We start from the raw sequence: 23,590 nt of genomic DNA on the forward strand, positions 1-23,590 counted from the left end.
ATAAAAGAAACCAGCGCGCTTTACTTCAGCAGCTTCAGCAAGCGCAGCGGCAATATGAAATGCCATTTTGATTTTTTGTGGGTAATAAGAGTGCGCATCTGTTCATTTTCTGACAAGCGGCGTAAACTCCGCCTCTCTTCATATTACTGATACAGAAACATGCATACGACTCCCGCTGCCGCCAGGCAAAAATCGTTTGATTTGACGTCATCGGCGTTTTTGATTGTGGCCTTCCTCACCGGTATTGCTGGTGCACTGCAAACCCCTACGCTGAGCCTGTTCCTGACCACGGAAGTGCATGCCCGTCCGGCGATGGTTGGCTTCTTTTTTACCGGCAGCGCCATCATCGGCATTTTTGTTAGCCAGTTTCTGGCGGGCCGCTCAGACAAAAAGGGCGATCGCAAAAGCTTGATCGTCTTCTGTTGTCTGCTGGGCGTGTTCGCCTGTCTGCTGTTTGCCTGGAACCGTAACTACTTCATTTTGTTATTCGTTGGCGTCTTTTTGGGGAGTTTTGGCTCTACGGCTAACCCGCAGATGTTTGCCCTCGCCCGCGAACATGCGGATCGCACCGGGCGTGAAGCGGTGATGTTCAGTTCAATATTGCGCGCCCAGGTTTCGCTGGCCTGGGTGATAGGTCCGCCGCTGGCTTACGCCCTGGCGATGGGTTTTGGCTTTACGGTGATGTATCTCAGCGCCGCAGCGGCGTACATCATTTGCGGCCTGATGGTATGGTTCTTTTTACCCTCTATGCGTAAAGAGCCAAAGCTGGCGACCGGTACGCTGGAAGCCCCGCGTCGTAACCGCCGCGACGCCCTGCTGCTGTTTATTATCTGCACATTGATGTGGGGTACTAACAGTCTGTACATCATCAATATGCCGCTGTTTATTATTAATGAACTGCATCTGTCGGAAAAACTGGCGGGCATCATGATGGGCGCGGCGGCGGGGCTGGAAATCCCGACCATGCTGATTGCCGGCTATTACGCCAGGCGCTTCGGCAAACGCTTTCTGATGCGTATTGCCGCCGTAGCAGGGCTGCTGTTCTATGTCGGGATGCTGACCGCCAGCTCACCGGCATTGTTGCTGGGGTTACAACTGCTCAATGCGATTTATATCGGCATTCTGGCGGGGATCGGCATGCTCTATTTTCAGGATTTAATGCCCGGTCAGGCGGGGGCAGCCACCACGCTTTATACCAATACGACGCGCGTGGGCTGGATTATCGCGGGCTCGATGGCCGGTGTGGTGGCCGAGATCTGGAGCTATCACGCGGTCTTCTGGATAGCGCTGGCGATGTGCGTGATCACCTGCGGTTGCCTGACGCGCATAAAAGACATTTAAGGCGCGGTCAGCGCCTCCAGCTCCAGCAGCCAGGTCATCGCCTGCTGGCGCGAACTGCCACACATATCGGCGGCGGGCTGCAGGCCGGCGCAGACTTTTGGGCGTAGCGGTGAGCCAAAAATCTTACAGCGCTGCTGCGCATCCAGCTGTACGCACGGTGTATTCGCCGGCTTGCCGTTGGGCATGCCGGGAATCGGGCTGGTAATGGAGGGTGCAGTGCAGCATGCTCCACAGTCTGGACGGCATTCCATAAAGGCTCTCTTACCCTGACGAGAACCCGCAGAGCGGGCGTGGCGCGCACAGTAACACCTTTTATGTATTGATAGCAAAACCCACGAATTCCTCTTGCCTGAAAGCCCGCGCGCGAGTACTTTGACGCGATATTTTTGACCTCCCCGTTAACAGGATTACTGCAATGCCAAGAGCGAACGAAATTAAAAAAGGTATGGTGCTGAACTACAACAGCAAACTGCTGATTGTTAAGGATATTGATATCCAGGCACCGAGCGCCCGTGGCGCAGCGACGCTGTATAAAATGCGTTTCTCCGATGTCCGCACCGGTCTTAAAGTGGAAGAGCGCTTTAAAGGCGACGATATCGTCGATACCGTGACCCTGACCCGCCGCTTCGTTGACTTCTCTTATATTGATGGCAACGAATACGTGTTTATGGATAAAGAAGATTACACCCCGTATATCTTCACCAAAGATCAGATCGCAGACGAGCTGCAGTTTATGCCTGAAGGCGGCATGCCGGATATGCAGGTACTGACCTGGGACGGCCAGCTGCTGGCGCTTGAGCTGCCGCAGACCGTTGATCTGGAAATCGTTGAGACCGCACCGGGCATCAAAGGGGCTTCAGCCAGCGCCCGTAACAAACCGGCGACGCTGACCACCGGCCTGGTAGTGCAGGTTCCGGAGTACCTCTCCGCTGGTGAAAAGATCCGTATCCATATCGAAGAAAAACGCTATATGGGTCGTGCAGACTAAGACAAAAAACCCGGCTTTCGCCGGGTTTCTTTTTTACAGCAGTTCGGGATATTTGGTCATTTTTAGCGCCAGTTCCACGCCACGCACTTCCGCCATCCCCTTCAGTCGCCCAATCGCCGAATAGCCAGGATTGGTTTTCTTACGCAGGTCATCCAGCATTTGATGGCCGTGATCGGGACGGAATGGAATCGGTCGCACATCGCCCGCTTTCTTGCGGCGTTGCTCTTCGCTGAGGATAGCGTCCACCACCGCCACCATATTCACGTCACCGCCCAGATGCGCGGCTTCGTGGAAGGTTTTTGGATTCTCTTCCCGGCAGGTAGCGCGCAGGTGAGTAAAGTGAATACGGTCACCAAAGGTTTCGATCATCCGCACCAGATCGTTATCGGCACGCACGCCGTAGGAGCCGGTACACATGGTGAAGCCATTGTTGATGCTGTCGACGGTCTCTTTCAGCCACTGCATATCTTCAATGGTAGAGACAATACGCGGCAGACCGAGAATTGGACGCGGTGGATCGTCCGGATGCACTGCCAGACGCACGCCCGCTTCTTCTGCCACCGGGACGATAGCGCGCAGGAAGTGCGCCATGTTTTCCCGCAGCTGTGCTTTATCGATATTACCATACTCCGCCAGACGCGCGCGGAACTGGTCGAGGGTATAGCCCTCTTCAGCGCCCGGCAGGCCGGCAATAATATTGCGGGTCAATTTTTCAATCTCTGCCGCGCTGGCCGCATTAAACCATGCCTGGGCTTGTTGCTGCTCTTCTGGGCTGTAATCGGCTGCTGCGCCTTCACGCTTCAGAATATGCAGCTCAAATGCGGCGAAGGCGATCTGATCAAAGCGCAGTGCTTTGGAGCCATCCGGCAATTCGTATTCCAGATCGGTGCGCGTCCAGTCGAGGATAGGCATAAAGTTGTAGCAGACTGTATCAATACCGCAGGCCGCCAGATTACGAATGCTCTGCTGGTAGTTGGCGATCCAGGTCGCGCACTGCCCGGAATGGGTTTTGATCTCTTCGTGCACCGGAATGCTTTCCACGACCGACCAGGTGAGCCCTTTTTCGGCCAGCAGCTTCTGGCGCTGTTTAATCTCTTCTACCGGCCATACCTCACCGTTAGGAATATGATGCAGCGCGGTCACCACGCCGGTCGCGCCTGCCTGGCGCACGTCATCAAGAGAAACCGGATCGTTCGGGCCATACCAACGCCAGGTTTGTTCCATCGCTTCATCCTCGCAAAGTTGTTATACCAATATAATGTGACGCAATGACGACTACCATACATGTCTAACGCGCCGGGTCAACGCGCCTCGCCTCATTGATTGATCAAACTCACAGTTCCCGCATATTTACGGCTCACCAATTTAAATTGCTGTCATATAACTTTAGACTGACATTGTTAATTAACGGTTAATCAGGTGTGTATTTCATGAAGACAATTGCCTCTATTACGCTGCCCGCTAACGTTAAGCAGCCCCAGTACGATCGTCAGCAACTGCGCTCCCGCATCGTCCATTTTGGATTTGGTGCCTTTCATCGCGCGCATCAGGCGCTGTTAACCGATCGCGTGCTGAATGCCGAGGGCGGCGACTGGGGTATCTGTGAGATTAGCCTGTTTAGCGGCGATAAGCTGATGAGCCAGCTGCGCGCGCAGGATCACCTGTTTACCGTGCTGGAAAAAGGGGCGGATGGGAATCAACCCATCATCGTCGGCGCGGTGCATGAGTGCCTGAACGCGAAGCTTGATTCGCTGGCCGCCATTATTGAGAAGTTCTGCGAACCGCAGGTGGCGATAGTCTCTCTGACCATTACGGAAAAGGGTTACTGCATTGATCCGGCCACCGGCAAACTGGATGTGCAGAACGAACGTATTCTTCACGATCTGGAAAATCCCACTGAGCCACACTCGGCGCCGGGTATTCTGGTCGAAGCGTTATACCGTCGTCGCGAACGCGGCCTGACGCCCTTCAGCGTACTCTCCTGCGATAACATCCCCGATAACGGTCATGTAGTGAAAAACGCCGTGCTGGGCATGGCGCAGAAACGCTCGCCGGAACTGGCTGAGTGGATTGCGGAACATGTTAGCTTCCCGGGGACGATGGTGGATCGCATTGTTCCTGCAGCGACCGACGCCTCCCTTGCGGAAATTGCTGACGTGCTGGGTGTGGATGATCCCTGCGCCATCAGCTGTGAGCCCTTTATCCAGTGGGTGGTTGAAGATAATTTTGTGGCTGGTCGCCCGGCGTGGGAAGCCGCGGGCGTTCAGCTTGTGCAGGATGTGTTGCCCTGGGAGCAGATGAAGCTGCGAATGCTTAATGGCAGCCACTCTTTCCTCGCCTGGCTGGGCTATCTCAGCGGGTTTGCCCATATCAGCGACTGCATGCAGGACGAGGCTTTGCGCAAGGCTGCCCGTCAGCTGATGCTGACCGAACAAGCCCCTACCCTGCGCATTACCGGTGTGGATCTGGATGCGTATGCCGACAGTCTGATCGACCGTTTTACCAACCCGGCCCTGCAGCACCGTACATGGCAGATTGCGATGGATGGCAGCCAGAAGCTGCCTCAGCGCATGCTGGAAGGGATCCGCGTGCACCTGCAGCGCGGCACCCCGTGGCCACTGCTGGCGCTTGGCGTAGCGGGCTGGATGCGTTACGTCAGCGGCGTGGATGATGCGGGTCAGGCCATCGACGTACGCGATCCCCTGAGCGACAAAATCCGCGCTATCGTCGACAGCAGTACCGAGCAGACGCGCGTGCAGGCGCTGCTTGGCCTGAGCGAAATTTTTGGCGAGGATCTGCCGCAGGATGCCGGGTTTGTTGACGCCGTCAGCAACGCTTACCAACGTATTCAGCACGCCGGCGCCCGCCAGGCGATCATTGATACGCTAAACCTTTCCCAATAATGGCGGTTTACGCGGACGGAATAGGGTTCCGTTCGCGTGACCTCTTCTCATGACTGTTCTTTTCAGCCAGGATTATTGATAATTGTTATAAGATTACAGTTATCACTCCTGGAGCACATGTGACCAAGACTAACCTGATCACCGGTTTTCTCGGCAGCGGCAAAACCACCTCAATTTTGCATCTGCTGGCCAATAAAGATCCTGCCGAAAAATGGGCCGTACTGGTCAATGAATTTGGCGAAGTGGGTATCGATGGCGCGCTGCTGGCCGACAGCGGCGCGATGATTAAAGAGATACCCGGAGGCTGCATGTGTTGTGTCAATGGTCTGCCGATGCAGGTTGGCCTGAACACGCTTCTGCGACAGGGTAAACCCGACCGACTGCTCATCGAGCCCACTGGCCTCGGCCATCCAAAGCAGATCCTCGACCTGCTCACCTCGCCGGTTTATGAACCCTGGATCGATCTGCGTGCGACGTTGTGCGTACTCGACCCGCGTCAGCTGCTGGACGAAAAAGCGGTACAAAATGACAACTTCCGCGATCAGCTGGCCTCTGCCGATATTATCATTGCCAACAAAGAAGATCGGGCGACGCCAGAAAGCCGTGAGGCGCTTAAGATTTGGTGGCAACACGTCGGCGGGGAGCGTCAGTTGCAGTACGCAACGCAGGGCAATATCGATATCGCCTTGTTAGATCTGCCGCACCTGAATACGGTGGAACTGCCTGCCAGCGCGGAACACAACCATTCCCATCGCGATCAGAAAGGGCTTGCCGCCCTGAGCCTGCCTGCCCACCAGCGCTGGCGGCGTAACCTCAATAGCGGCCAGGGCCATCAGGCGTGCGGATGGATTTTTGACGCTGACACCTGTTTCGACACTATCGGTCTGCTGGAATGGGCGCGACTGGCGCCGGTTGATCGCGTTAAAGGGGTGATGCGCACGCCAGATGGCCTGGTGCGGATTAATCGCCAGGGGGAAGATTACTTCATCGAAACCCAGGGAGTGGCTCCACCGGACAGCCGTATAGAGCTAATTAGTGCGGTAAATACCGACTGGAACGCACTTCAGGCTAGTCTGTTGAAGCTTCGTTTAACTTCCGACAACTAACGTTGCCCGGACTTCTTAGCTTAGTAAACGATGATGAAAACACGATTCCCCCAGATAATACTGCTTAATGTCGCTGGCCTGGCGCTCTTCTTCTCATGGTACCTGCCGGTTAACCACGGCTTCTGGTTCCCGCTGGACAGTGGCATCTTCCACTTCTTTAACCATAAGCTGGTGGAGAGTCGTGCCTTCCTGTGGCTGGTCGCCATCACCAATAACCGTGCTTTTGACGGATGTTCGTTACTGGCGATGGGCTGTCTGCTTCTCTGGTTCTGGCGCCAGGCATCGGCAGAAGGCCGTCGGCGCATTATTATTATCGGGCTGGTGATGTTATTGATTGCTGTGGTGCTGAATCAACTGGCATCTGCCCTTATTCCGGTGAAACGTTCGAGTCCTACGCTCTGGTTTTCTGATATTTATCGCGTTAGCGAATTGCTGCATATTTCAACGAAAGACGCCTCGAAAGACAGTTTCCCTGGCGATCACGGGATGATGCTGCTTATTTTTGCGGCAGTAGTATGGCGCTATTTCGGTCGTAAAGCCTTTATGGTTGCCCTGATTATCTTTATGGTCTTTGCTTTCCCGCGGGTCATGATTGGCGCCCACTGGTTCACCGATATTGCTGTCGGGTCGCTCTCTGTGGCGCTGATTGGTCTTCCCTGGTGTCTGATGACTCCATTAAGTGATAAATTAATCGCCGTATTCGATCGTTACTTACCTCATAAATTCAACAAAAATAAAACAAATAACTAACCGAAATTATTAAGCGCCGTCAGGGATCGTTATCGATCCCTGACGATTTAACGGCCGCTTAATTTACATTATGTCATCATGCTGTAACATTAATCGGCTTACAAATGAATCAGTTGTGTGATTTTTAGCCTGATTTCTCCCCTCATTTCCCTTTCCCATCAGCCTGATTTGGCTATCACAAATACTTATAAAAAATTGGCTTTTTTTACTCGCAATGGGTTCGGCAATCGGTTACTCTCAGACTCGTTTTACCCAGCACCGTAATTATTTCTAATGCAGAAAAATTTGTGCGATTCGCCACAGATTTGACCATAAAGAATTGTCTCAAAGTGCGCAGGTAATTAGTCTCGTCACGTTTGGCATTTTTATAACGATATTGATCGTTAAGGACTTCAAGGGAAAATAAACAAAATGGTCAAATCTCAACCGATTTTGAGATATATCTTGCGGGGGATCCCGGCGATTGCAGTTGCGGTTCTGCTTTCTGCTTGTAGCACAACGAATACCGCGAAGAATATGCATCCTGAGACGCGTGTTGTGGGGTCAGAAGACGCCTCTTCACTGCAAGCCTCTCAGGATGAATTTGAAACAATGGTACGTAATCTGGATGTGAAATCCCGACTTATGGACCAGTATGCCAGCTGGAAAGGCGTCCGTTACCGCCTGGGTGGCAGCACCAAAAAAGGTATTGATTGTTCCGGTTTCGTACAGCGTACTTTCCGTGAGCAGTTTGGTTTAGAACTTCCGCGTTCAACCTATGAACAGCAGGAGATGGGCAAGTCGATTTCGCGTACCAGCTTACGCACCGGCGATTTAGTCCTGTTCCGCGCAGGTTCGACCGGCCGACACGTCGGCATCTATATCGGTAATGATCAGTTCGTCCACGCATCCACCAGCAACGGTGTGATGATCTCCAGTATGAACGAGCCTTACTGGAAGAAGCGCTACAATGAAGCGCGCCGTGTACTGACGCGGAGTTAATCGATGCGTGTTGTCCGTTACCCTTGGCTGACAACACGTTGAATAAAGCACTGCTACGGCGGTGCTTTTTTTTGTTTCATCGCCAGGCAAGAGAGCGTAACCTTTCTCCGGCAAAGCCAATCCAGGCTATAGTCGTGTAACTGCATGAATTTAGCCGTCATGAAGACGGGGGCGGCAAATCAGGATCTGATAACATCAATGTTCACCCGCTACTTTTCATCCCGCCGTAAAGTGCTGATCATTAGCCTTCTTACCGGCCTGTTTATCGCCCTGCTCTGCGGCGGTTTGCAATTTTTTTCCAGTTACCATAAACGCGCGGTAAGGTTCGATAACCTGATTGTCGATCTTCGACTGTATATGGAGAGCTATTTCACCGAGCTGCGTACCTCTGTCGACCAGCTGCAACCCATGACTTTGAATAGATGTGAGGATGTGGGTTCAGAGCTGACCTCGCGCGCGGCCTTTAGCCTGAACGTTCGCGCATTTCTGCTGGTGAAAGACAAAATCGCTTTTTGCTCTTCGGCCACCGGGCCGATGAACACCCCCCTTACGGATCTGGTTCCCGAAATTGATCTGAAAAAGCCAATCGATATGGCGCTGGTCCCCGGCACCCCAATGATGCCGAATAAATCCGCCATTGTGCTGTGGTACCGTAACCCGCTGGTAAACGATGGCGGCATTTTTACGTCAATTAACCTCAACCTGACCCCTTATCTTTTATATACCGCCCGCCAGGATGAGTTTGCGGCCATTGCGCTGGTGGTAGGAAACACCGCCTTTTCAACCTATGCCGATCACCTGCTGCATACCAACGAATTAACTACGCCACCCATACGGTCCACCCGCATTGAAGAGTTGCCGCTGCAAATAAATCTCTACGCCGAAGCCTGGACGCGAGAAGACTTGCTGTTTGCATTACTGTTTGGCGTGATTTGCGGCATCAGCAGTGCGGTTGTCTGCTACTACCTGTCGATGGCGCGGGCTAACCCAAGAAAAGAGATCCTGACGGCCATTAAGCAGGATCAGTTTTATGTGGTCTATCAGCCGGTTGTAGATGCCAACGATCTAAAAATGACTGGCGTAGAGGTACTCATGCGCTGGCGTCATCCGGGTGCCGGAGAGATCCCGCCTGATGCGTTTATCAACTTTGCTGAAGCACAAAAGCTGATCGTCCCTCTGACGCTGCACCTCTTTGACCTGATACTGCGCGATGCGCCAATGTTGAAAAAACGGCTACCACCGGGTGCAAAACTGGGGATCAATATTGCTCCAGGCCACCTGCATGCCGAAAGTTTTAAAGAAGACATGCGTAAATTTGCCGCCTCGCTACCGCCGAATCACTTCCAGGTCGTGCTTGAAATTACCGAGCGCAATATGCTGCAGCACAGCGAAGCGGCCCGGCTGTTCGACTGGCTTCATCATGAAGGCTTTGAAGTGGCGATTGATGACTTTGGTACCGGGCATAGCGCGCTCATCTATCTTGAGCGCTTCTCGATGGACTATCTCAAAATCGATCGTGGGTTCGTCAACACCATCGGTATGGAAACGGTTACCTCCCCCGTCCTCGACGCGGTCATTACCCTGGCGCGCCGGCTGAATATGATCATCGTGGCGGAAGGGGTAGAAACAGCCGAGCAGGCAAAGTGGCTGCGGGAACATGGCGTCAATTTCTTACAGGGATACTGGATTAGTCGCCCTATGCCGCTGGACGCGCTGCTGACGTGGCAAGAAGATCCCGGGCTCAGTCGTGAATAATTGCACAACGGTCGCCTCGTCACTTATTATTCAATGATCATCGGGTGGCCAGCTAATAATAAGGAATGCGTAGCGGAATGATATTGCGCGTAATGATGCTACTGCTTGTAGCGCTGAGTGGATTCTGTCAGGCGCAGACCATCAAAGAGAGCTACGCGTTCGCCGTCATCGGCGAGCCGAAATACGCCATCAATTTCGATCACTACGATTACGTCAACCCGGCGGCGCCAAAAGGGGGAAAGGCTACCCTTTCCGTTATCGGTACCTTTGATAACTTCAACCGCTATGCTCTGCGCGGCGTGGCCGCCGAACGCACTGAATCACTTTACGATCCCCTCTTCACTACCTCGGACGATGAACCCGGCAGCTACTATCCTCTGGTCGCTGAGTTTGCACGCTACGCTGATGATTATTCCTGGGTGGAGCTTACGCTCAATCCGAAAGCGCGCTTTCATGATGGGACACCGGTCAGCGCCCGTGACGTCGAGTTTACCTTTCATAAATTTATGACGGAAGGGGTACCCCAGTTCCGACTGGTCTATAAAGGCACCACCGTTAAAGCCATCGCGCCGCTTACGGTGCGTATTGAGCTGGCGAAGCCCAATAAAGAGGATATGCTGAGCCTCTTCTCCCTGCCGGTGATGCCAGAGAAATTCTGGAAAAATCATAAACTCAGCGATCCTATCTCCACGCCGCCGCTGGCCAGCGGCCCGTATCGCATTACCAGCTGGCGTATGGGGCAGTATGTCATCTGGTCACGGGTAAAAGATTACTGGGCCGCCGACCTGCCTGTTAACCGCGGCCGCTGGAACTTCGACACCCTGCGCTATGACTATTATCTGGACGATAATGTCGCCTTTGAGGCCTTCAAGGCCGGGGCATTTGATATGCGCCTTGAGAGCAGCGCCAAAAACTGGGCCACCCGCTACACCGGCAGAAATTTCGAGCGCGGCTATATCGTTAAAGATGAGTTTAAGAGCGATTCGGCGCAGGACACCCGCTGGCTGGCGTTTAATATCCAGCGTTCCGTCTTTACCGACCGACGCGTGCGCGAAGCCATTACCCTCGCTTTCGACTTTGAATGGATGAATAAAGCGCTCTTCTACGGAGCCTACAGCCGGGTGAACAGCTATTTTCAAAATACGGAGTACGCCGCAACAGGGTATCCGGACGCCGCTGAGCTGACGCTGCTCGCTCCGCTCAAGGGTGAAATCCCGGCCGAGGTCTTTACCTCCGTCTATCAGCCGCCGGTGTCAAAGGGCGACGGCTACGATCGCAACAACCTGCTTAAAGCCAGTAAATTGCTGGATGAAGCAGGCTGGACGCTAAAAAATCAGAAACGCGTTAATATCCAGACCGGGAAACCGCTCACCTTTGAGCTGCTACTTCCCTCCGGCGGCAATAATCAGTGGGTGTTGCCGTTCCAGCACAATCTCGAACGCCTGGGCGTGACGATGACGATTCGTCAGGTCGATAATTCGCAAATCACCAACCGCATGCGTAGCCGCGATTACGATATGATGCCGCGCCTGTGGCGGGCGATGCCATGGCCAAGCTCCGATCTGCAGCTCTCCTGGGCTTCGGCATATATCGACTCCACCTATAACTCCCCGGGAGTAAAAAGCCCGGCCCTCGACGCGCTTATCGCCCGGATCGTTGACGCCCAGGGCGATAAAGAGAAATTGCTGCCGCTCGGGCGGGCGCTCGACCGGGTTCTGACATGGAACTATTACATGCTGCCCATGTGGTATATGGCACAGGATCGTGTCGCCAGCTGGGACAAATTCTCTCACCCGGCGGTACGTCCGGTTTACGCCCTCGGTTTTGAAAACTGGTGGTATGACGTGAACAAAGCGGCGAAATTACCCGCCGAGCGACGGTAAGGAAGGTTATGGGCGCTTATCTGATTCGTCGCTTATTACTGGTGATCCCCACCCTGTGGGCCATCATCACCATCAACTTTTTTATCGTGCAGATTGCCCCCGGTGGTCCGGTGGATCAGGCCATAGCCGCTATCGAAATGGGTAGCAGCAACAGCCTGCCGGGAGGGGGTGGCGAAGGGATGCGCGCCAGCCATGCCCGTACCGGCGTGGGTAATATCAGTGAAAGCCACTATCGCGGCGGACGCGGCCTCGATCCGGAGGTGATCGCCGAGATCACTCAGCGCTACGGTTTCGATAAACCGCTGCATGAACGCTATTTCAAAATGTTATGGGATTACGCGCGCTTCGATTTTGGTAATAGCCTGTTCCGCAGCGCCTCGGTATTGCAACTGATCAAGGAGAGTCTGCCCGTCTCCATCACCCTGGGGCTATGGGGTACCTTGATTATCTACCTGGTCTCTATCCCGCTGGGTATTCGCAAGGCGGTCTATAACGGCAGCCGTTTCGATACCTGGAGCAGTACCTTTATCATTATCGGCTATGCTATTCCGGCCTTCCTTTTCGCCGTAGTGTTGATCGTCCTCTTTGCCGGAGGCAGCTATTACGACCTTTTCCCGCTGCGCGGGCTGGTCTCGGCGGATTTTGACTCTCTGCCCTGGTACCAGAAAGTGACGGATTACCTCTGGCATATCACCTTGCCGGTGCTGGCCACGGTCATTGGCGGCTTCGCCGCGCTCACCATGCTGACCAAAAACTCGTTTCTTGATGAGATCCGCAAACAGTATGTGGTCACCGCCCGGGCGAAAGGGGTGAGCGAGCGCAAAATTCTGTGGCGGCATATATTCCGCAACGCCATGCTGCTGGTCATCGCGGGCTTTCCGGCCACCTTTATCAGCATGTTCTTCACCGGCTCGCTGCTCATAGAGGTGATGTTCTCCCTGAACGGCCTCGGCCTGCTGGGCTACGAAGCGACGCTCTCCCGTGACTACCCGGTGATGTTCGGCACGCTCTATATCTTCACCCTGATTGGCCTGCTGCTGAATATCATCAGTGATATCAGCTATACGCTGGTCGACCCACGCATCGATTTTGAGGGCCGCTGATGCTACGCCTAAGCCCCATAAACCAGGCCCGCTGGGCCCGTTTTCGCCACAACCGCCGCGGCTACTGGTCGCTGTGGATCTTTGCGGTGATCTTTATTCTGAGCCTGTTCTCTGAACTGGTGGCTAACGACAAGCCGCTGCTGGTCCATTTTAACGACCGCTGGTATCTGCCAGCGATAAATAACTACAGTGAGAGCGACTTTGGCGGCCCGTTCGCCACCCCGGCAGATTATCAGGACCCGTGGCTTCGCGCGCAGCTCGATAACCACGGCTGGGCGCTGTGGGCGCCGGTTCGTTTTGGCGCCACCAGCATTAACTTTGCCACTACCCGTCCCTTTCCTTCTCTCCCCTCCAGTCAGAACTGGTTAGGCACCGATGCCAACGGCGGCGACGTACTGGCTCGCATTCTCTATGGCACCCGCATCTCGATTCTGTTCGGCCTGCTATTAACCCTTTTCTCTAGCGTTCTGGGGATACTGGCGGGCGCCCTTCAGGGCTATTACGGCGGCAAAATCGACCTCTGGGGACAGCGTTTTATTGAGGTGTGGTCGGGCATGCCGACCCTGTTTCTGATCATTCTGCTCTCAAGCGTAGTGCAGCCGAATTTCTGGTGGTTACTCGCCATCACCGTGGTGTTCGGCTGGATGGCGCTGGTCGGCGTGGTACGGGCTGAGTTTTTGCGTACCCGTAATTTTGATTATATCCGTGCCGCGCAGGCGCTGGGGGTGGGCGATCGGGGGATTATTTTCCGCCACATTCTGCCCAATGCGATGGTGGCTACCCTCACCTTCCTGCCGTTTATTATGTGCAGCTCCATCACTACCCTGACCTCTCTCGATTTTCTCGGTTTCGGCCTGCCGCTGGGATCGCCATCGCTGGGGGAACTGTTATTGCAGGGCAAAAATAACCTACAGGCGCCCTGGCTTGGGATCACCGCGTTTGTCTCGGTAGCATTGCTGCTGTCGTTACTGATCTTTATTGGCGAAGCGGTACGCGATGCCTTCGACCCCAACAAGGCGGTGTAACATGACGCAGCCCCTTCTGCATATTGATAACCTCTCCATCGCTTTTCGTCAGCAGGGCGAAACGCGTCCGGTAGTGAGCGATCTCTCGCTGCATATCGATCCGGGAGAAACGCTGGCGCTGGTGGGTGAGTCGGGCTCGGGGAAGAGCGTTACGGCCCTCTCAGTGCTGCGCCTGCTGCCTTCGCCACCGGCCATCTATCCCCAGGGCGATATTCTCTTTCAGGGGCAGTCACTGCTGCATGCCGATGAACGTACCCTGCGCGGCGTGCGAGGCAATAAAATCGCGATGATCTTCCAGGAGCCGATGGTCTCGCTCAACCCACTGCATACCCTTGAAAAACAGCTGTATGAAGTGCTCTCTCTGCATCGGGGGATGCGTAAAGAGGCCGCGCGCGGCGAGATGCTCGACTGTCTGGAGCGCACCGGCATTCGTCACGCGGCCAAACGGCTTTCTGACTTCCCGCATCAGCTCTCGGGAGGAGAGCGCCAGCGCGTCATGATTGCCATGGCCCTGCTCACCCGCCCTGAACTGCTGATTGCCGATGAACCCACCACGGCGCTGGACGTCACGGTACAGGCGCAGATCCTGCAACTGCTGCGGGAACTGCGCGACGAGCTGAACATGAGCCTGCTGTTTATCACCCACAATCTCAGCATCGTTAAAAAGCTTGCCGATAGGGTCGCGGTGATGCAAAGCGGGCGTTGCGTCGAGCAGAACAGCGCCCCTGCCCTGTTTAGTGCTCCGCAACATCCCTACACGCAACGACTCCTTGATAGTGAACCCGCTGGCGGCCCTGTTCCGCTGGCAGAAAATGCCCCGACGCTACTCACCGTAAATAACTTGTCGGTGGCCTTCCCGATACGTAAGGGTCTTTTACGCCGGGAGGTGGATAGCAAACGGGTGCTGAACAAGGTCAGCTTTACCCTTCGTGCAGGTGAAACTCTGGGGCTGATGGGGGAATCTGGTTCCGGTAAAAGCACCACCGGGCTGGCGCTACTGCGGCTGATTACGTCGCAAGGTGAGATGACTTTCGATGGTAAGACGCTGCATGACCGCAATCGCCGTCAGATGCTTCCGTTGCGCCATCGAATGCAGGTGGTTTTCCAGGATCCCAACTCCTCACTCAACCCGCGACTCAATGTTCTGCAGATTATCGAAGAGGGGTTACGCGTACACCAGCCTGCGCTCACCCCGGCGCAGCGAGAAGCCGAGGTGATTCGGGTAATGGGCGAGGTGGGGCTGGATCCCGAAACCCGGCAACGTTATCCGGGGGCCTTTTCCGGTGGACAACGACAGCGTATTGCCATTGCCCGCGCCTTGATCCTGCGACCGGAGCTGATCATCCTTGATGAACCGACGTCATCGCTGGATCGCACTGTGCAGGCGCAGATTCTGGCGTTACTGAAAGATCTTCAGCAGCAGTATCGGCTGGCGTATATCTTCATTAGCCATGACCTGCAGGTCGTGCAGGCGCTTTGCCATCAGGTTATTGTTTTACGTCAGGGAGAGGTTGTCGAGCAGGGAGAGTGTCAGCGCGTGTTTGCCGCGCCGACGCAGGCATATACCCGCCAGCTGTTGGCGTTACGTTGACACTCAGAAAGGATTCTGGCCAGACACCGGCTCAGCAATGGCTACGCCGAAATTTTTCAGGCGGCAGGTGGCGGCAAATTCGTCCTGACTTTTCACGAACAGGCAGGGTTCGCCCTCGCACTCCAGCACGGAGCTGTCGAGTTCAATGTCAGTCAGCGCCTGGCTGAGCTTTTCCATTACCGGCCATGCGTTTTCGTCTTGCGGACTGAGCAATTTAAGCGCCACCAGGCAGTTATCGCAGTTCGTCCCGCTTTGCGGAATCGGTTCAACTTTCGAACCTGCGAAACCCGCCGACCAGCGATAGCTCTGCGGCAAGCGATGGACGATGGAGAGCTGTAATGTATCCACGTTTGTTCCCCGGAAGCAAAATATACTTCACAATCTATTTACATTTATAGTAACACATCATTACTCACCTGCCCTGTTTTTAGTGAGAAAGCGGTTACAGCCAGATATCATCGGCGTTAGCGTCTTATTTCTCAGGGCTTTTTGTATGAGTTTCAGGTTCGCAACGGCGCTATATGTACCCGTTTCTGCGATCTAACTCAACCTTTTTAACTACAACGATGTGACTTTTTACATAAATAGATTTTACATAAAAGAAACAAACAAGGAGACCGGGATGAACGTTTTGGTTGATATGTGTCAAAAAAGGGTTCCTGTGGAACCCTTTTTTGTGCGTCATTTAACCGTTTTTTTGGGTCGGCTGGCATAGAGGTAGAAAAGAATGGAGCCCGTCGCACAGAAAGCGATGGACCAGAGCATCGGCCAGGCACTGTTGAAGGTGGCCATCGACAGTAACGCACCGATAATGGCGCCAATGCCAAAGCGGAAGGTCCCGGCGAGCGACGACGCCGTGCCCGCCATGTGCGGGAACTCATCCAGAATGACCGCCATCGCGTTCGACGAGACCATGGAGACGCAACCGACAAACGCCGCCACGCCCACCACCAGCGACCAGAAGCCCACATCGAAGAATGCCGTCACCACCATCCAGATTGCCATGGCGAACTGGATCCACAGCCCGGCACGGAACATATTCAGCGCTCCAACGCGGCGGACAAAGCGGCTGTTGATCAGCGTCATCACAATCAGGAAGACGATGTTCAGTGCAAAGTAGTAGCCGAAATGCTGCGGTGAGACGTGGTTCAGTTCAATGTAAACAAAGGGCCCGGCGCTCAGGAATGAGAACATCCCCGCGAAGCTGAATCCGCTGGCCAGCATATAGCTCAGCACCCGCTTATGACGAAACAGCGATGCGAAGTTGCCGAGCGTGGTGCGGATGTGGAACTTTTGTCGACGTTCAGGCGGCAAGGTTTCCTTGATAAAGAAGAAGATCATTGCCGACGCCAGCAGCGCCGCAAGCGCCAGGATCCAGAAGATAGCGTGCCAGCTAAACCAGACCAGCACAGCCCCACCCGCCATCGGCGCTATCAACGGCGCCACAGTGGTGACCAGCATGACGAAGGACATCATGCGCGAGAACTCTTCTTTCGGGTAGATATCGCGCATCAGGGCATTAATCACCACGCTGGCAGCGGCAGCGGCCAGGCCGTGGAAGAAACGCATGACAATCAGATGGTCAATGGTCTGCGCCAGCGCACAGGCAACGGCCGCACCGGCAAACACCAGGGTACCGCCGAGGATAACCGGTTTGCGCCCCAGGCTATCGGCCATCGGTCCGTATAGCAACTGCCCCACGGCAAAGCCGAGAATATAGGTGCTGAGGGTCATCTGCGCGCTGCCTGCCGGTACGCCGAACTGCTCGGAAATGACCGGCAGTGCGGGCAGGTACATATCGATAGAGAGCGGCATCAGCATGGCCAGCAGGCCAAGGATAAAGACAATGCTAAATGACGAGTGTGGCCTGTTGGTCACAATAAACTCCTGGATTAGCGTGGAGCCAGGCCAACGCTGGCAATTTCTTCATCCGTTAACGGGCGGTATTCACCGGGTTCCAGATCATCATCAAGCTCGATGGCGCCGATACGCTCCCGGTGTAAACCAATCACGTGGTTACCCACCGCGGCGAACATACGTTTTACCTGATGGTAACGCCCTTCGCTGATGGTCAGGCGCACCTCGGTCGGTGTGATCACCTCGAGCGTGGCCGGCCTGGTCAGATCTTTTTCATTATGCAGCTGTACACCCTGCGCGAACTGTTCCGCCGTATTATCGCTCACCGGTGATTCCAGCATCACCCGATATGTCTTTTCACAATGATGGCGTGGTGAGGTAATGCGGTGCGACCACTGACCGTCGTCGGTCATCAGCACCAGTCCGGTAGTGTCGATATCCAGACGCCCGGCGGCGTGTAGCTTGTGCGCCATCGGCTCATCAAGGAAATAGAGAATGGTCGGATGATCCGGATCGTCGGTGGAGCAGACATAACCTTCCGGTTTATTGAGCATGAAATAGCGCGGGCCATTCTGCTGAGTCAGCGAATTACCGTCGTACTCAACCTGATGGTCAGGCTGGAGTTTGAACGCACTATCTTTCACAATATCGCCATCCACGGTAACGCGGCTGGCGCGAATTTCACGCCCGGCAATAGCGCGGCTTACGCCGAGTTGCTGAGCGATAAACTTATCAAGTCGCATGAAGTATTTTTAGCCTTAATGGTGCCAGGAGCCGGACAACACATCCGGAAAAGAGGCAGTCTGAAGAAGCCAGTATAACGGGCTATCTGCGCCACTCAAGGGAAAAAGTTTCGTGGCATACTATATGCGAGATAACCAAACTGAGATCCCATGACATTTACTCTTCGCCCCTATCAGCAGGAAGCGGTTGACGCGACCCTCGCCCACTTTCGCAAGCATAAAGAACCGGCGGCCATTGTGCTCCCTACCGGGGCTGGCAAGAGCCTGGTGATCGCCGAACTGGCCCGGCTGGCGCGCGGGCGCGTGCTGGTGCTGGCGCATGTGAAAGAGCTGGTGGCGCAGAACCATGCCAAGTACCTGGCCCTCGGCCTTGAGGCGGATATCTTTGCCGCCGGCCTGCAGCGTAAAGAGAGCCACGGCAAAGTGGTGTTTGGTAGCGTGCAGTCGGTGGCGCGTAATCTGGATCAGTTCCGCAGCGAATTTTCGCTGTTGATTGTGGACGAGTGTCATCGCATCAGCGATGACGACGACAGCCAGTATCAGCAGATCCTTGCCCATCTGAAAAGCGTTAACCCCTCGATTCGGCTGCTGGGATTAACTGCCACGCCGTTCCGTCTGGGCAAAGGCTGGATTTACCATTTCCACTATCACGGCATGGTGCGCGGCACAGACAAAGCGCTGTTTCGCGACTGTATATACGAGTTACCCCTGCGTTACATGATAAAGCACGGTTACCTCACCCCGCCTGAGCGGCTGGATATGCCGGTGGTGCAGTACGACTTTAGCCGCCTGCAGGTGCAGAGTAATGGCCTGTTTAGCGAAGCGGATCTTAATCGCGAACTCAAAAAACAGGATCGTATTACCCCGCACATTATCAGCCAGATAATGGAATTTGCCGAAACCCGCAAAGGGGTGATGATTTTTGCCGCCACCGTGGAACACGCCCGCGAAATCACCGGGTTGTTACCCGCTGACGATGCGGCGCTGATCACCGGTGAAACGCCGGGCAGCGAACGCGATCGCTTAATTGAAGCCTTCAAAGCGCAGCAGTTTCGCTATCTGGTGAACGTAGCGGTCCTGACCACCGGTTTTGATGCTCCCCACGTGGATCTGATTGCGATTCTGCGCCCTACCGAATCGGTGAGCCTGTATCAGCAGATCGTCGGCAGGGGGTTGCGTCTGTCGCCGGGTAAAACCGACTGCCTGATTCTGGATTACGCCGGCAATCCCCACGACCTGTATGCCCCGGAAGTGGGTACGCCAAAAGGCAAAAGTGACAACGTTCCGGTGCAGGTATTTTGCCCCGGATGCGGCTTCGCCAATACCTTCTGGGGAAAGACAACGGCCGACGGCACCCTTATTGAACACTTTGGCCGGCGCTGTCAGGGCTGGCTGGAGGATGACGACGGCCATCGCGAGCAGTGCGATTATCGTTTCCGCTTTAAAAATTGTCCGCAATGCAATGCTGAAAACGACATTGCTGCCCGCCGCTGCCGCGAGTGCGATACGGTGCTGGTCGATCCGGACGATATGTTAAAAGCGGCGCTGAAGCTGAAAGATGCGCTGGTGTTGCGCTGTAGCGGCATGGTGCTGGCCCAGGGGGCGGATGAGAAAGGCGAGTGGTTAAAAATCACCTATTACGATGAAGACGGTGCCGATGTGAGTGAGCGCTTCCGTCTGCACACACCCGCCCAGCGTACCGCCTTCGAACAGCTGTTTATCCGTCCGCATACCCGTACGCCAGGGGTGCCCCTGCGCTGGATCACCGCCGGGGATATCCTTCACCAGCAGGCGTTGCTTCGCCATCCGGACTTTGTGGTGGCCCGTAAAAAAGGGCAGTTCTGGCAGGTGCGCGAGAAGGTGTTTGACTACGAAGGGCGCTACCGCCGGGCGAATGAATTGCGTGGCTAAAGGGAGTTTTCATTGATGTCAGCGCTGATTACGTATAAAATGCCGCCCGCCTCACATCCGTGAAGCAGAACACCTGCCTGCTGCTGGGTCGCCTGTAGCAGGATCTATATACAGAGAGAAATCAATGTTCACTATCAATGCAGAAGCACGTAAAGAGCAGGGTAAGGGTGCGAGCCGCCGCCTGCGCGCAGCTAACAAATTCCCGGCCATCATCTATGGCGGCGAAGCTGCTCCTGTCGCAATCGAACTGGACCACGACAAAGTGTGGAACATGCAGAACAAAGCTGAGTTCTACAGCGAAGTTCTGACTATCGTTGTTGACGGTAAAGAAGAGAAAGTTAAAGCTCAGGCGGTGCAGCGTCACCCGTTCAAGCCAAAACTGTCTCACATCGACTTCGTTCGCGCGTAATCGCTGACAAGTTGAATAAAAAAACCCCGCTCTGCGGGGTTTTTTTATGGCGCTTATTTGCCGCCGGAGGTGCGACGCTGAAGCTGGTCGCGCAGGTTTGGCGGAGTACCTTTGATCGTCAGGGTATCCGTGGCCGGGTCCCAGAAAATGCGCTCACCCAGCAGCAAGGCATCGAAGTTGATCGTCAGCCCGCCGCCGCTCCCGGCAAATTTGGTCAACTGACGCAGGGTGCTACGATCCGCCGGGAAGCTCTCTTCCAGCTCGTAACCTTTGTCAGCCGTAAATTCCTGGAAACTCACTTCACTGACGCCCGCCAGCTCTTTCGATAACGACTCAAGCTCGATCTCTTCCCCCGCCTGCAGCTGTTCGTTGCAGTAGGTGTACACCTGCTGACGCACGGTCTGACGCTCGGATTTATCGAGCTGCGCCTCTGCGGTAAAGTCGTCCACCGCCTGCAGCAAGCCTTTGTTTTGCGCTTTCGCGTTAAGCCCTTCGCTGGCGCCGAGGAAATCCATAAAGAAGTCGGCCACTTTACGCCCTACCCGCCCTTTAAGGAAGGTGAGGTAGCGTGTGGATTCCGGATTGGTTTCCCACTCGGTAAGGTCAATACGCGCCACAATATCGGCATGATTGATGTCCAGATAGTGGGTCGAGCTGATGTCCAGCTGCTCATTTACGCGCATGCTGCTTAAGTTGTTCAGCACCGTCACCAGCAGATACTCTACCGCCAGGTAGCGGTACTGACAGAACAGCACGATACCGCCGTCAGCAAAAGGATATTTTGCCAGCTCATCGCGCAGGCGTCCGGTCGCCGCCCGGCTAAAGGCGAGGAACTCCTCTTCGCCCTGACGCTGTAAGCGCAGGCTTTGCGCCAGTTCACTCTCTTCGTTGAACATGCCGTAAGCTTTATTTTTGGCGCTATAGACGCGGTGTAGCTCCGCCATCATGTCCACGACGGTTGGCGTCGGTTCAAGTAACGTATCGCGCAGCACCAGCTCAAGGGTTTGCTCATCACGCTTGATAAGCTGGTGCAGCGCAATCTGGTTGATATCCAGACTCATGATAAACTCTCCTGTTAGACCGGGCGGTATTCAACCATCCCCTGCGCATGTGCGCAATAGAAGATAAAAAAGGGGAAAAAATGCTGTTGCTACGGTACTATGTTGCCCTTTCATCAACGAAATGATTTTGATTTATGCCACAACATTCCCGCTACAGTGACGAACACGTAGAACAGCTTCTGAGTGAGCTGGTTAACGTACTGGAAAAACACAAAACGCCAACCGACCTTTCCCTGATGGTACTGGGGAATATGGTGACCAACCTGATTAATACCAGCGTTGCTCCGGCTCAACGTCAGGCCATTGCGAAATCCTTCGCACAGGCGTTGCAGTCCTCGGTTAACGACGACCCGGCACACTAAGGGAAACGAACGACAGCTTATGGTGACGAATCGTCAGCGCTACCGCGAAAAAGTGTCCCAGATGGTAAGCTGGGGGCACTGGTTTGCCCTGTTCAACATTCTGTTGGCGATGGTGCTTGGCAGCCGCTATCTGTTTGTAGCCGACTGGCCAACCACGCTGGCCGGGCGGATTTACTCCTGGATCAGCGTCATTGGCCATTTTAGCTTTCTGGTTTTCGCCACCTATCTGCTGATTCTGTTTCCACTGACCTTCGTTGTCATGTCGCAGCGGCTTATGCGGTTTATCTCCGCGATTCTGGCCACTGTAGGCATGACGCTGCTGTTAATCGACAGCGAAGTCTTTACCCGTTTCCACCTGCATCTCAATCCCATCGTCTGGGAACTGGTGATTAACCCCGACCAGAACGAAACCGCGCGTGACTGGCAGCTAATGTTTATCAGCGCGCCTATCATCCTGATGATTGAGATGCTTTTTGCCACCTGGAGCTGGCAAAAACTGCGTAGCCTGACGCGTCGCCGTCATTACGCCAAACCCATTGCGGCGCTCTTTTTCGTCGCTTTTATCAGCTCACACGTTATGTATATCTGGGCTGATGCCAACTTCTATCGTCCGGTCACGATGCAGCGCGCCAACCTGCCGCTCTCTTATCCGATGACCGCGCGACGCTTTCTGGAAAAACACGGTCTGCTGGATGCGCAGGAGTATCAGCGCCGTCTTGTCGAGCAGGGCAATCCGGAAGCGGTATCCGTGCAGTATCCACTCAGCCCGCTGCGTTTCCGCGATATGGGCCAGGGCCAGAACGTGCTGTTGATTACCGTCGACGGCCTGAACTACTCGCGCTTCGAAAAACAGATGCCGACGCTGGCCGAATTTGCGGATAAGAACATTAACTTTACGCAGCATATGAGTGCCGGTAATTCGACGGATGCGGGGATCTTTGGCCTGTTCTACGGGATTTCGCCTGCCTATATGGACGGCGTGCTGTCGGCGCGCATCCCTGCGGCCTTGATCACCGCGCTGAATCAGCAGGGTTATCAGCTGGGGCTCTTCTCTTCAGACGGCTTTAGCAGCCCGCTCTATCGTCAGGCGCTGTTGTCCGATTTCTCTCTGCCTACCGCCAAAACGCAAACTGATGCGCAAACCGCCGGTCAGTGGATTAACTGGCTGCAGCGTTATGCGCAGGAAGATAACCGCTGGTTCTCGTGGGTCGCCCTGAACGGCACCGCAATCGACGACAGTCAGCAGAAGGGCTTTAACCAGCGTTATGCGCGCGCGGCCGGTGAGGTCGATGCTCAAATTGCCCGTGTGCTGAACGCCTTACGCGATTCTGGCAAGCTGGAAAATACCGTGGTGGTGATCACGGCGGGCCATGGCGTGGCGCTGGGTAGCGATCGCGACAGCATGGAATGGTCTCGCCCTCGCCTGCAGGTACCGCTGGTTATTCACTGGCCGGGCACACCTTCCCAGCGCATCAACAGGCTTACCGATCATAAAGATGTGATGACCACGCTGATGCAGCGCTTACTGCATGTGAATACGCCAGCTAACGAGTACTCACAGGGGCAGGATCTGTTCAGCGCGACGCGTCGTCATGACTGGGTGACCGCCGCAGACGGAAATACGCTGACCGTGATGACGCCCAATCTGTCGCTGGTGCTGAATAGCAACGGCACCTATAAGACCTATACCCTGAAGGGCGAAAGAATCAACGATCAGAAACCGCAGCTCAGCCTGTTGCTGCAGGTATTGACCGATGAGAAACGCTTCATCGCTAACTGATTAATATTAAATCAGTTAGCGGTCAGGGCGCTTGCAATAGA

21 protein-coding genes are annotated in these 23,590 nt (G+C 54.7%); 15 read left to right on the forward strand and 6 right to left on the reverse strand.

The features are described from left to right. The first annotated feature begins 159 nt into the window (after positions 1–159). On the forward strand, positions 160–1,341 hold the full coding sequence (setB, locus tag B3B59_RS14525) for a sugar efflux transporter SetB (protein WP_040074775.1): 1,182 nt from the start codon (positions 160–162) through the stop codon (positions 1,339–1,341). Here setB and B3B59_RS14530 read toward each other — a convergent pair. Next, on the reverse strand, positions 1,338–1,592 hold the full coding sequence (locus B3B59_RS14530) for a YkgJ family cysteine cluster protein (protein ID WP_046884725.1): 255 nt from the start codon (positions 1,590–1,592) through the stop codon (positions 1,338–1,340). The genes setB and B3B59_RS14530 overlap by 4 nt on opposite strands. Before the next feature lie 164 nt (positions 1,593–1,756). Here B3B59_RS14530 and yeiP point away from each other — a divergent pair, with 164 nt between their 5' ends. After that, positions 1,757–2,329, forward strand: coding sequence for an elongation factor P-like protein YeiP (gene yeiP, locus B3B59_RS14535; RefSeq protein ID WP_040074772.1), 573 nt, complete (start codon positions 1,757–1,759; stop codon positions 2,327–2,329). 33 nt (positions 2,330–2,362) lie between these two features. On the opposite strand, the gene uxuA is transcribed toward yeiP, so the two are convergent. Then, entirely contained in the window at positions 2,363–3,553 is a 1,191-nt protein-coding gene (uxuA, locus tag B3B59_RS14540; RefSeq protein WP_040074771.1) for a mannonate dehydratase, read from the reverse strand. A 206-nt stretch (positions 3,554–3,759) separates the two neighbouring features. Between uxuA and B3B59_RS14545 the strand changes: the two genes are divergently transcribed. The 9 genes from B3B59_RS14545 to yejF all read left to right on the forward strand — a co-directional run bounded on the left by B3B59_RS14545 (position 3,760) and on the right by yejF (position 15,426). Further along, the gene (locus B3B59_RS14545) at positions 3,760–5,232 is read left to right on the forward strand and encodes a mannitol dehydrogenase family protein (protein WP_286809411.1); all 1,473 of its coding nucleotides are present in this window, start codon (positions 3,760–3,762) and stop codon (positions 5,230–5,232) included. Positions 5,233–5,351: 119 nt separating this feature from the next. After that, positions 5,352–6,338, forward strand: a complete 987-nt coding sequence (locus tag B3B59_RS14550) for a CobW family GTP-binding protein (protein WP_286809412.1) — start codon at positions 5,352–5,354, stop codon at positions 6,336–6,338. Between the two features lie 33 nt (positions 6,339–6,371). Then, positions 6,372–7,088: a phosphatase PAP2 family protein gene (locus B3B59_RS14555; protein ID WP_212477817.1), complete on the forward strand. Its 717-nt coding sequence runs from the start codon at positions 6,372–6,374 to the stop codon at positions 7,086–7,088. Positions 7,089–7,499: 411 nt separating this feature from the next. Then, positions 7,500–8,069 carry a bifunctional murein DD-endopeptidase/murein LD-carboxypeptidase gene (gene mepS, locus B3B59_RS14560; protein ID WP_040074767.1) on the forward strand — a complete coding sequence of 190 codons (570 nt, stop codon included), beginning with the start codon at positions 7,500–7,502 and terminating at the stop codon, positions 8,067–8,069. Positions 8,070–8,267: 198 nt separating this feature from the next. Then, positions 8,268–9,824, forward strand: a complete 1,557-nt coding sequence (locus B3B59_RS14565; protein WP_286809413.1) for a cyclic di-GMP phosphodiesterase — start codon at positions 8,268–8,270, stop codon at positions 9,822–9,824. Between the two features lie 77 nt (positions 9,825–9,901). Then, positions 9,902–11,707: an extracellular solute-binding protein gene (locus B3B59_RS14570; RefSeq protein ID WP_286809415.1), complete on the forward strand. Its 1,806-nt coding sequence runs from the start codon at positions 9,902–9,904 to the stop codon at positions 11,705–11,707. A gap of 8 nt (positions 11,708–11,715) precedes the next feature. After that, positions 11,716–12,810: a microcin C ABC transporter permease YejB gene (locus tag B3B59_RS14575; RefSeq protein ID WP_046884720.1), complete on the forward strand. Its 1,095-nt coding sequence runs from the start codon at positions 11,716–11,718 to the stop codon at positions 12,808–12,810. Next, positions 12,810–13,835 (forward strand): ABC transporter permease, encoded by a 1,026-nt coding sequence (locus B3B59_RS14580; RefSeq protein WP_286809416.1) that lies wholly within the window; start codon positions 12,810–12,812, stop codon positions 13,833–13,835. The genes B3B59_RS14575 and B3B59_RS14580 overlap by 1 nt, the downstream gene beginning before the upstream one ends. Position 13,836: 1 nt before the next feature. Beyond that, positions 13,837–15,426 (forward strand): microcin C ABC transporter ATP-binding protein YejF, encoded by a 1,590-nt coding sequence (gene yejF, locus B3B59_RS14585; protein WP_286809417.1) that lies wholly within the window; start codon positions 13,837–13,839, stop codon positions 15,424–15,426. Positions 15,427–15,429: 3 nt separating this feature from the next. Here yejF and B3B59_RS14590 read toward each other — a convergent pair whose 3' ends face one another. From B3B59_RS14590 to rsuA, 3 genes are all read right to left on the reverse strand, one after another. After that, positions 15,430–15,774 (reverse strand): YejG family protein, encoded by a 345-nt coding sequence (locus B3B59_RS14590; protein ID WP_040074760.1) that lies wholly within the window; start codon positions 15,772–15,774, stop codon positions 15,430–15,432. 333 nt (positions 15,775–16,107) lie between these two features. Then, positions 16,108–17,304, reverse strand: coding sequence for a Bcr/CflA family multidrug efflux MFS transporter (locus B3B59_RS14595; RefSeq protein WP_046884717.1), 1,197 nt, complete (start codon positions 17,302–17,304; stop codon positions 16,108–16,110). Positions 17,305–17,318: 14 nt separating this feature from the next. Further along, a complete protein-coding gene (rsuA, locus tag B3B59_RS14600) occupies positions 17,319–18,026 on the reverse strand; it encodes a 16S rRNA pseudouridine(516) synthase RsuA (RefSeq protein ID WP_040074757.1) in 708 nt (235 codons plus the stop codon). A 150-nt stretch (positions 18,027–18,176) separates the two neighbouring features. Here rsuA and B3B59_RS14605 point away from each other — a divergent pair, with 150 nt between their 5' ends. Together B3B59_RS14605 and rplY are read left to right on the forward strand one after the other, a co-directional pair. After that, on the forward strand, positions 18,177–19,937 hold the full coding sequence (locus tag B3B59_RS14605) for a DEAD/DEAH box helicase (RefSeq protein ID WP_040074756.1): 1,761 nt from the start codon (positions 18,177–18,179) through the stop codon (positions 19,935–19,937). A 124-nt stretch (positions 19,938–20,061) separates the two neighbouring features. After that, the gene (rplY, locus tag B3B59_RS14610) at positions 20,062–20,346 is read left to right on the forward strand and encodes a 50S ribosomal protein L25 (RefSeq protein WP_040074755.1); all 285 of its coding nucleotides are present in this window, start codon (positions 20,062–20,064) and stop codon (positions 20,344–20,346) included. A gap of 53 nt (positions 20,347–20,399) precedes the next feature. On the opposite strand, the gene yejK is transcribed toward rplY, so the two are convergent. Further along, positions 20,400–21,407, reverse strand: a complete 1,008-nt coding sequence (gene yejK / locus B3B59_RS14615) for a nucleoid-associated protein YejK (protein WP_040074754.1) — start codon at positions 21,405–21,407, stop codon at positions 20,400–20,402. 134 nt (positions 21,408–21,541) lie between these two features. Here yejK and B3B59_RS14620 point away from each other — a divergent pair, with 134 nt between their 5' ends. Next, a complete protein-coding gene (locus B3B59_RS14620; RefSeq protein WP_040074752.1) occupies positions 21,542–21,769 on the forward strand; it encodes a YejL family protein in 228 nt (75 codons plus the stop codon). 19 nt (positions 21,770–21,788) lie between these two features. Continuing rightward, a complete protein-coding gene (gene yejM, locus B3B59_RS14625; RefSeq protein WP_286809419.1) occupies positions 21,789–23,549 on the forward strand; it encodes an LPS biosynthesis-modulating metalloenzyme YejM in 1,761 nt (586 codons plus the stop codon). Positions 23,550–23,590: the final 41 nt, after the last annotated feature.

Source organism: Leclercia sp. UBA2479 (assembly GCF_002341985.1).
GTDB lineage: Bacteria > Pseudomonadota > Gammaproteobacteria > Enterobacterales > Enterobacteriaceae > Enterobacter > Enterobacter pneumoniae.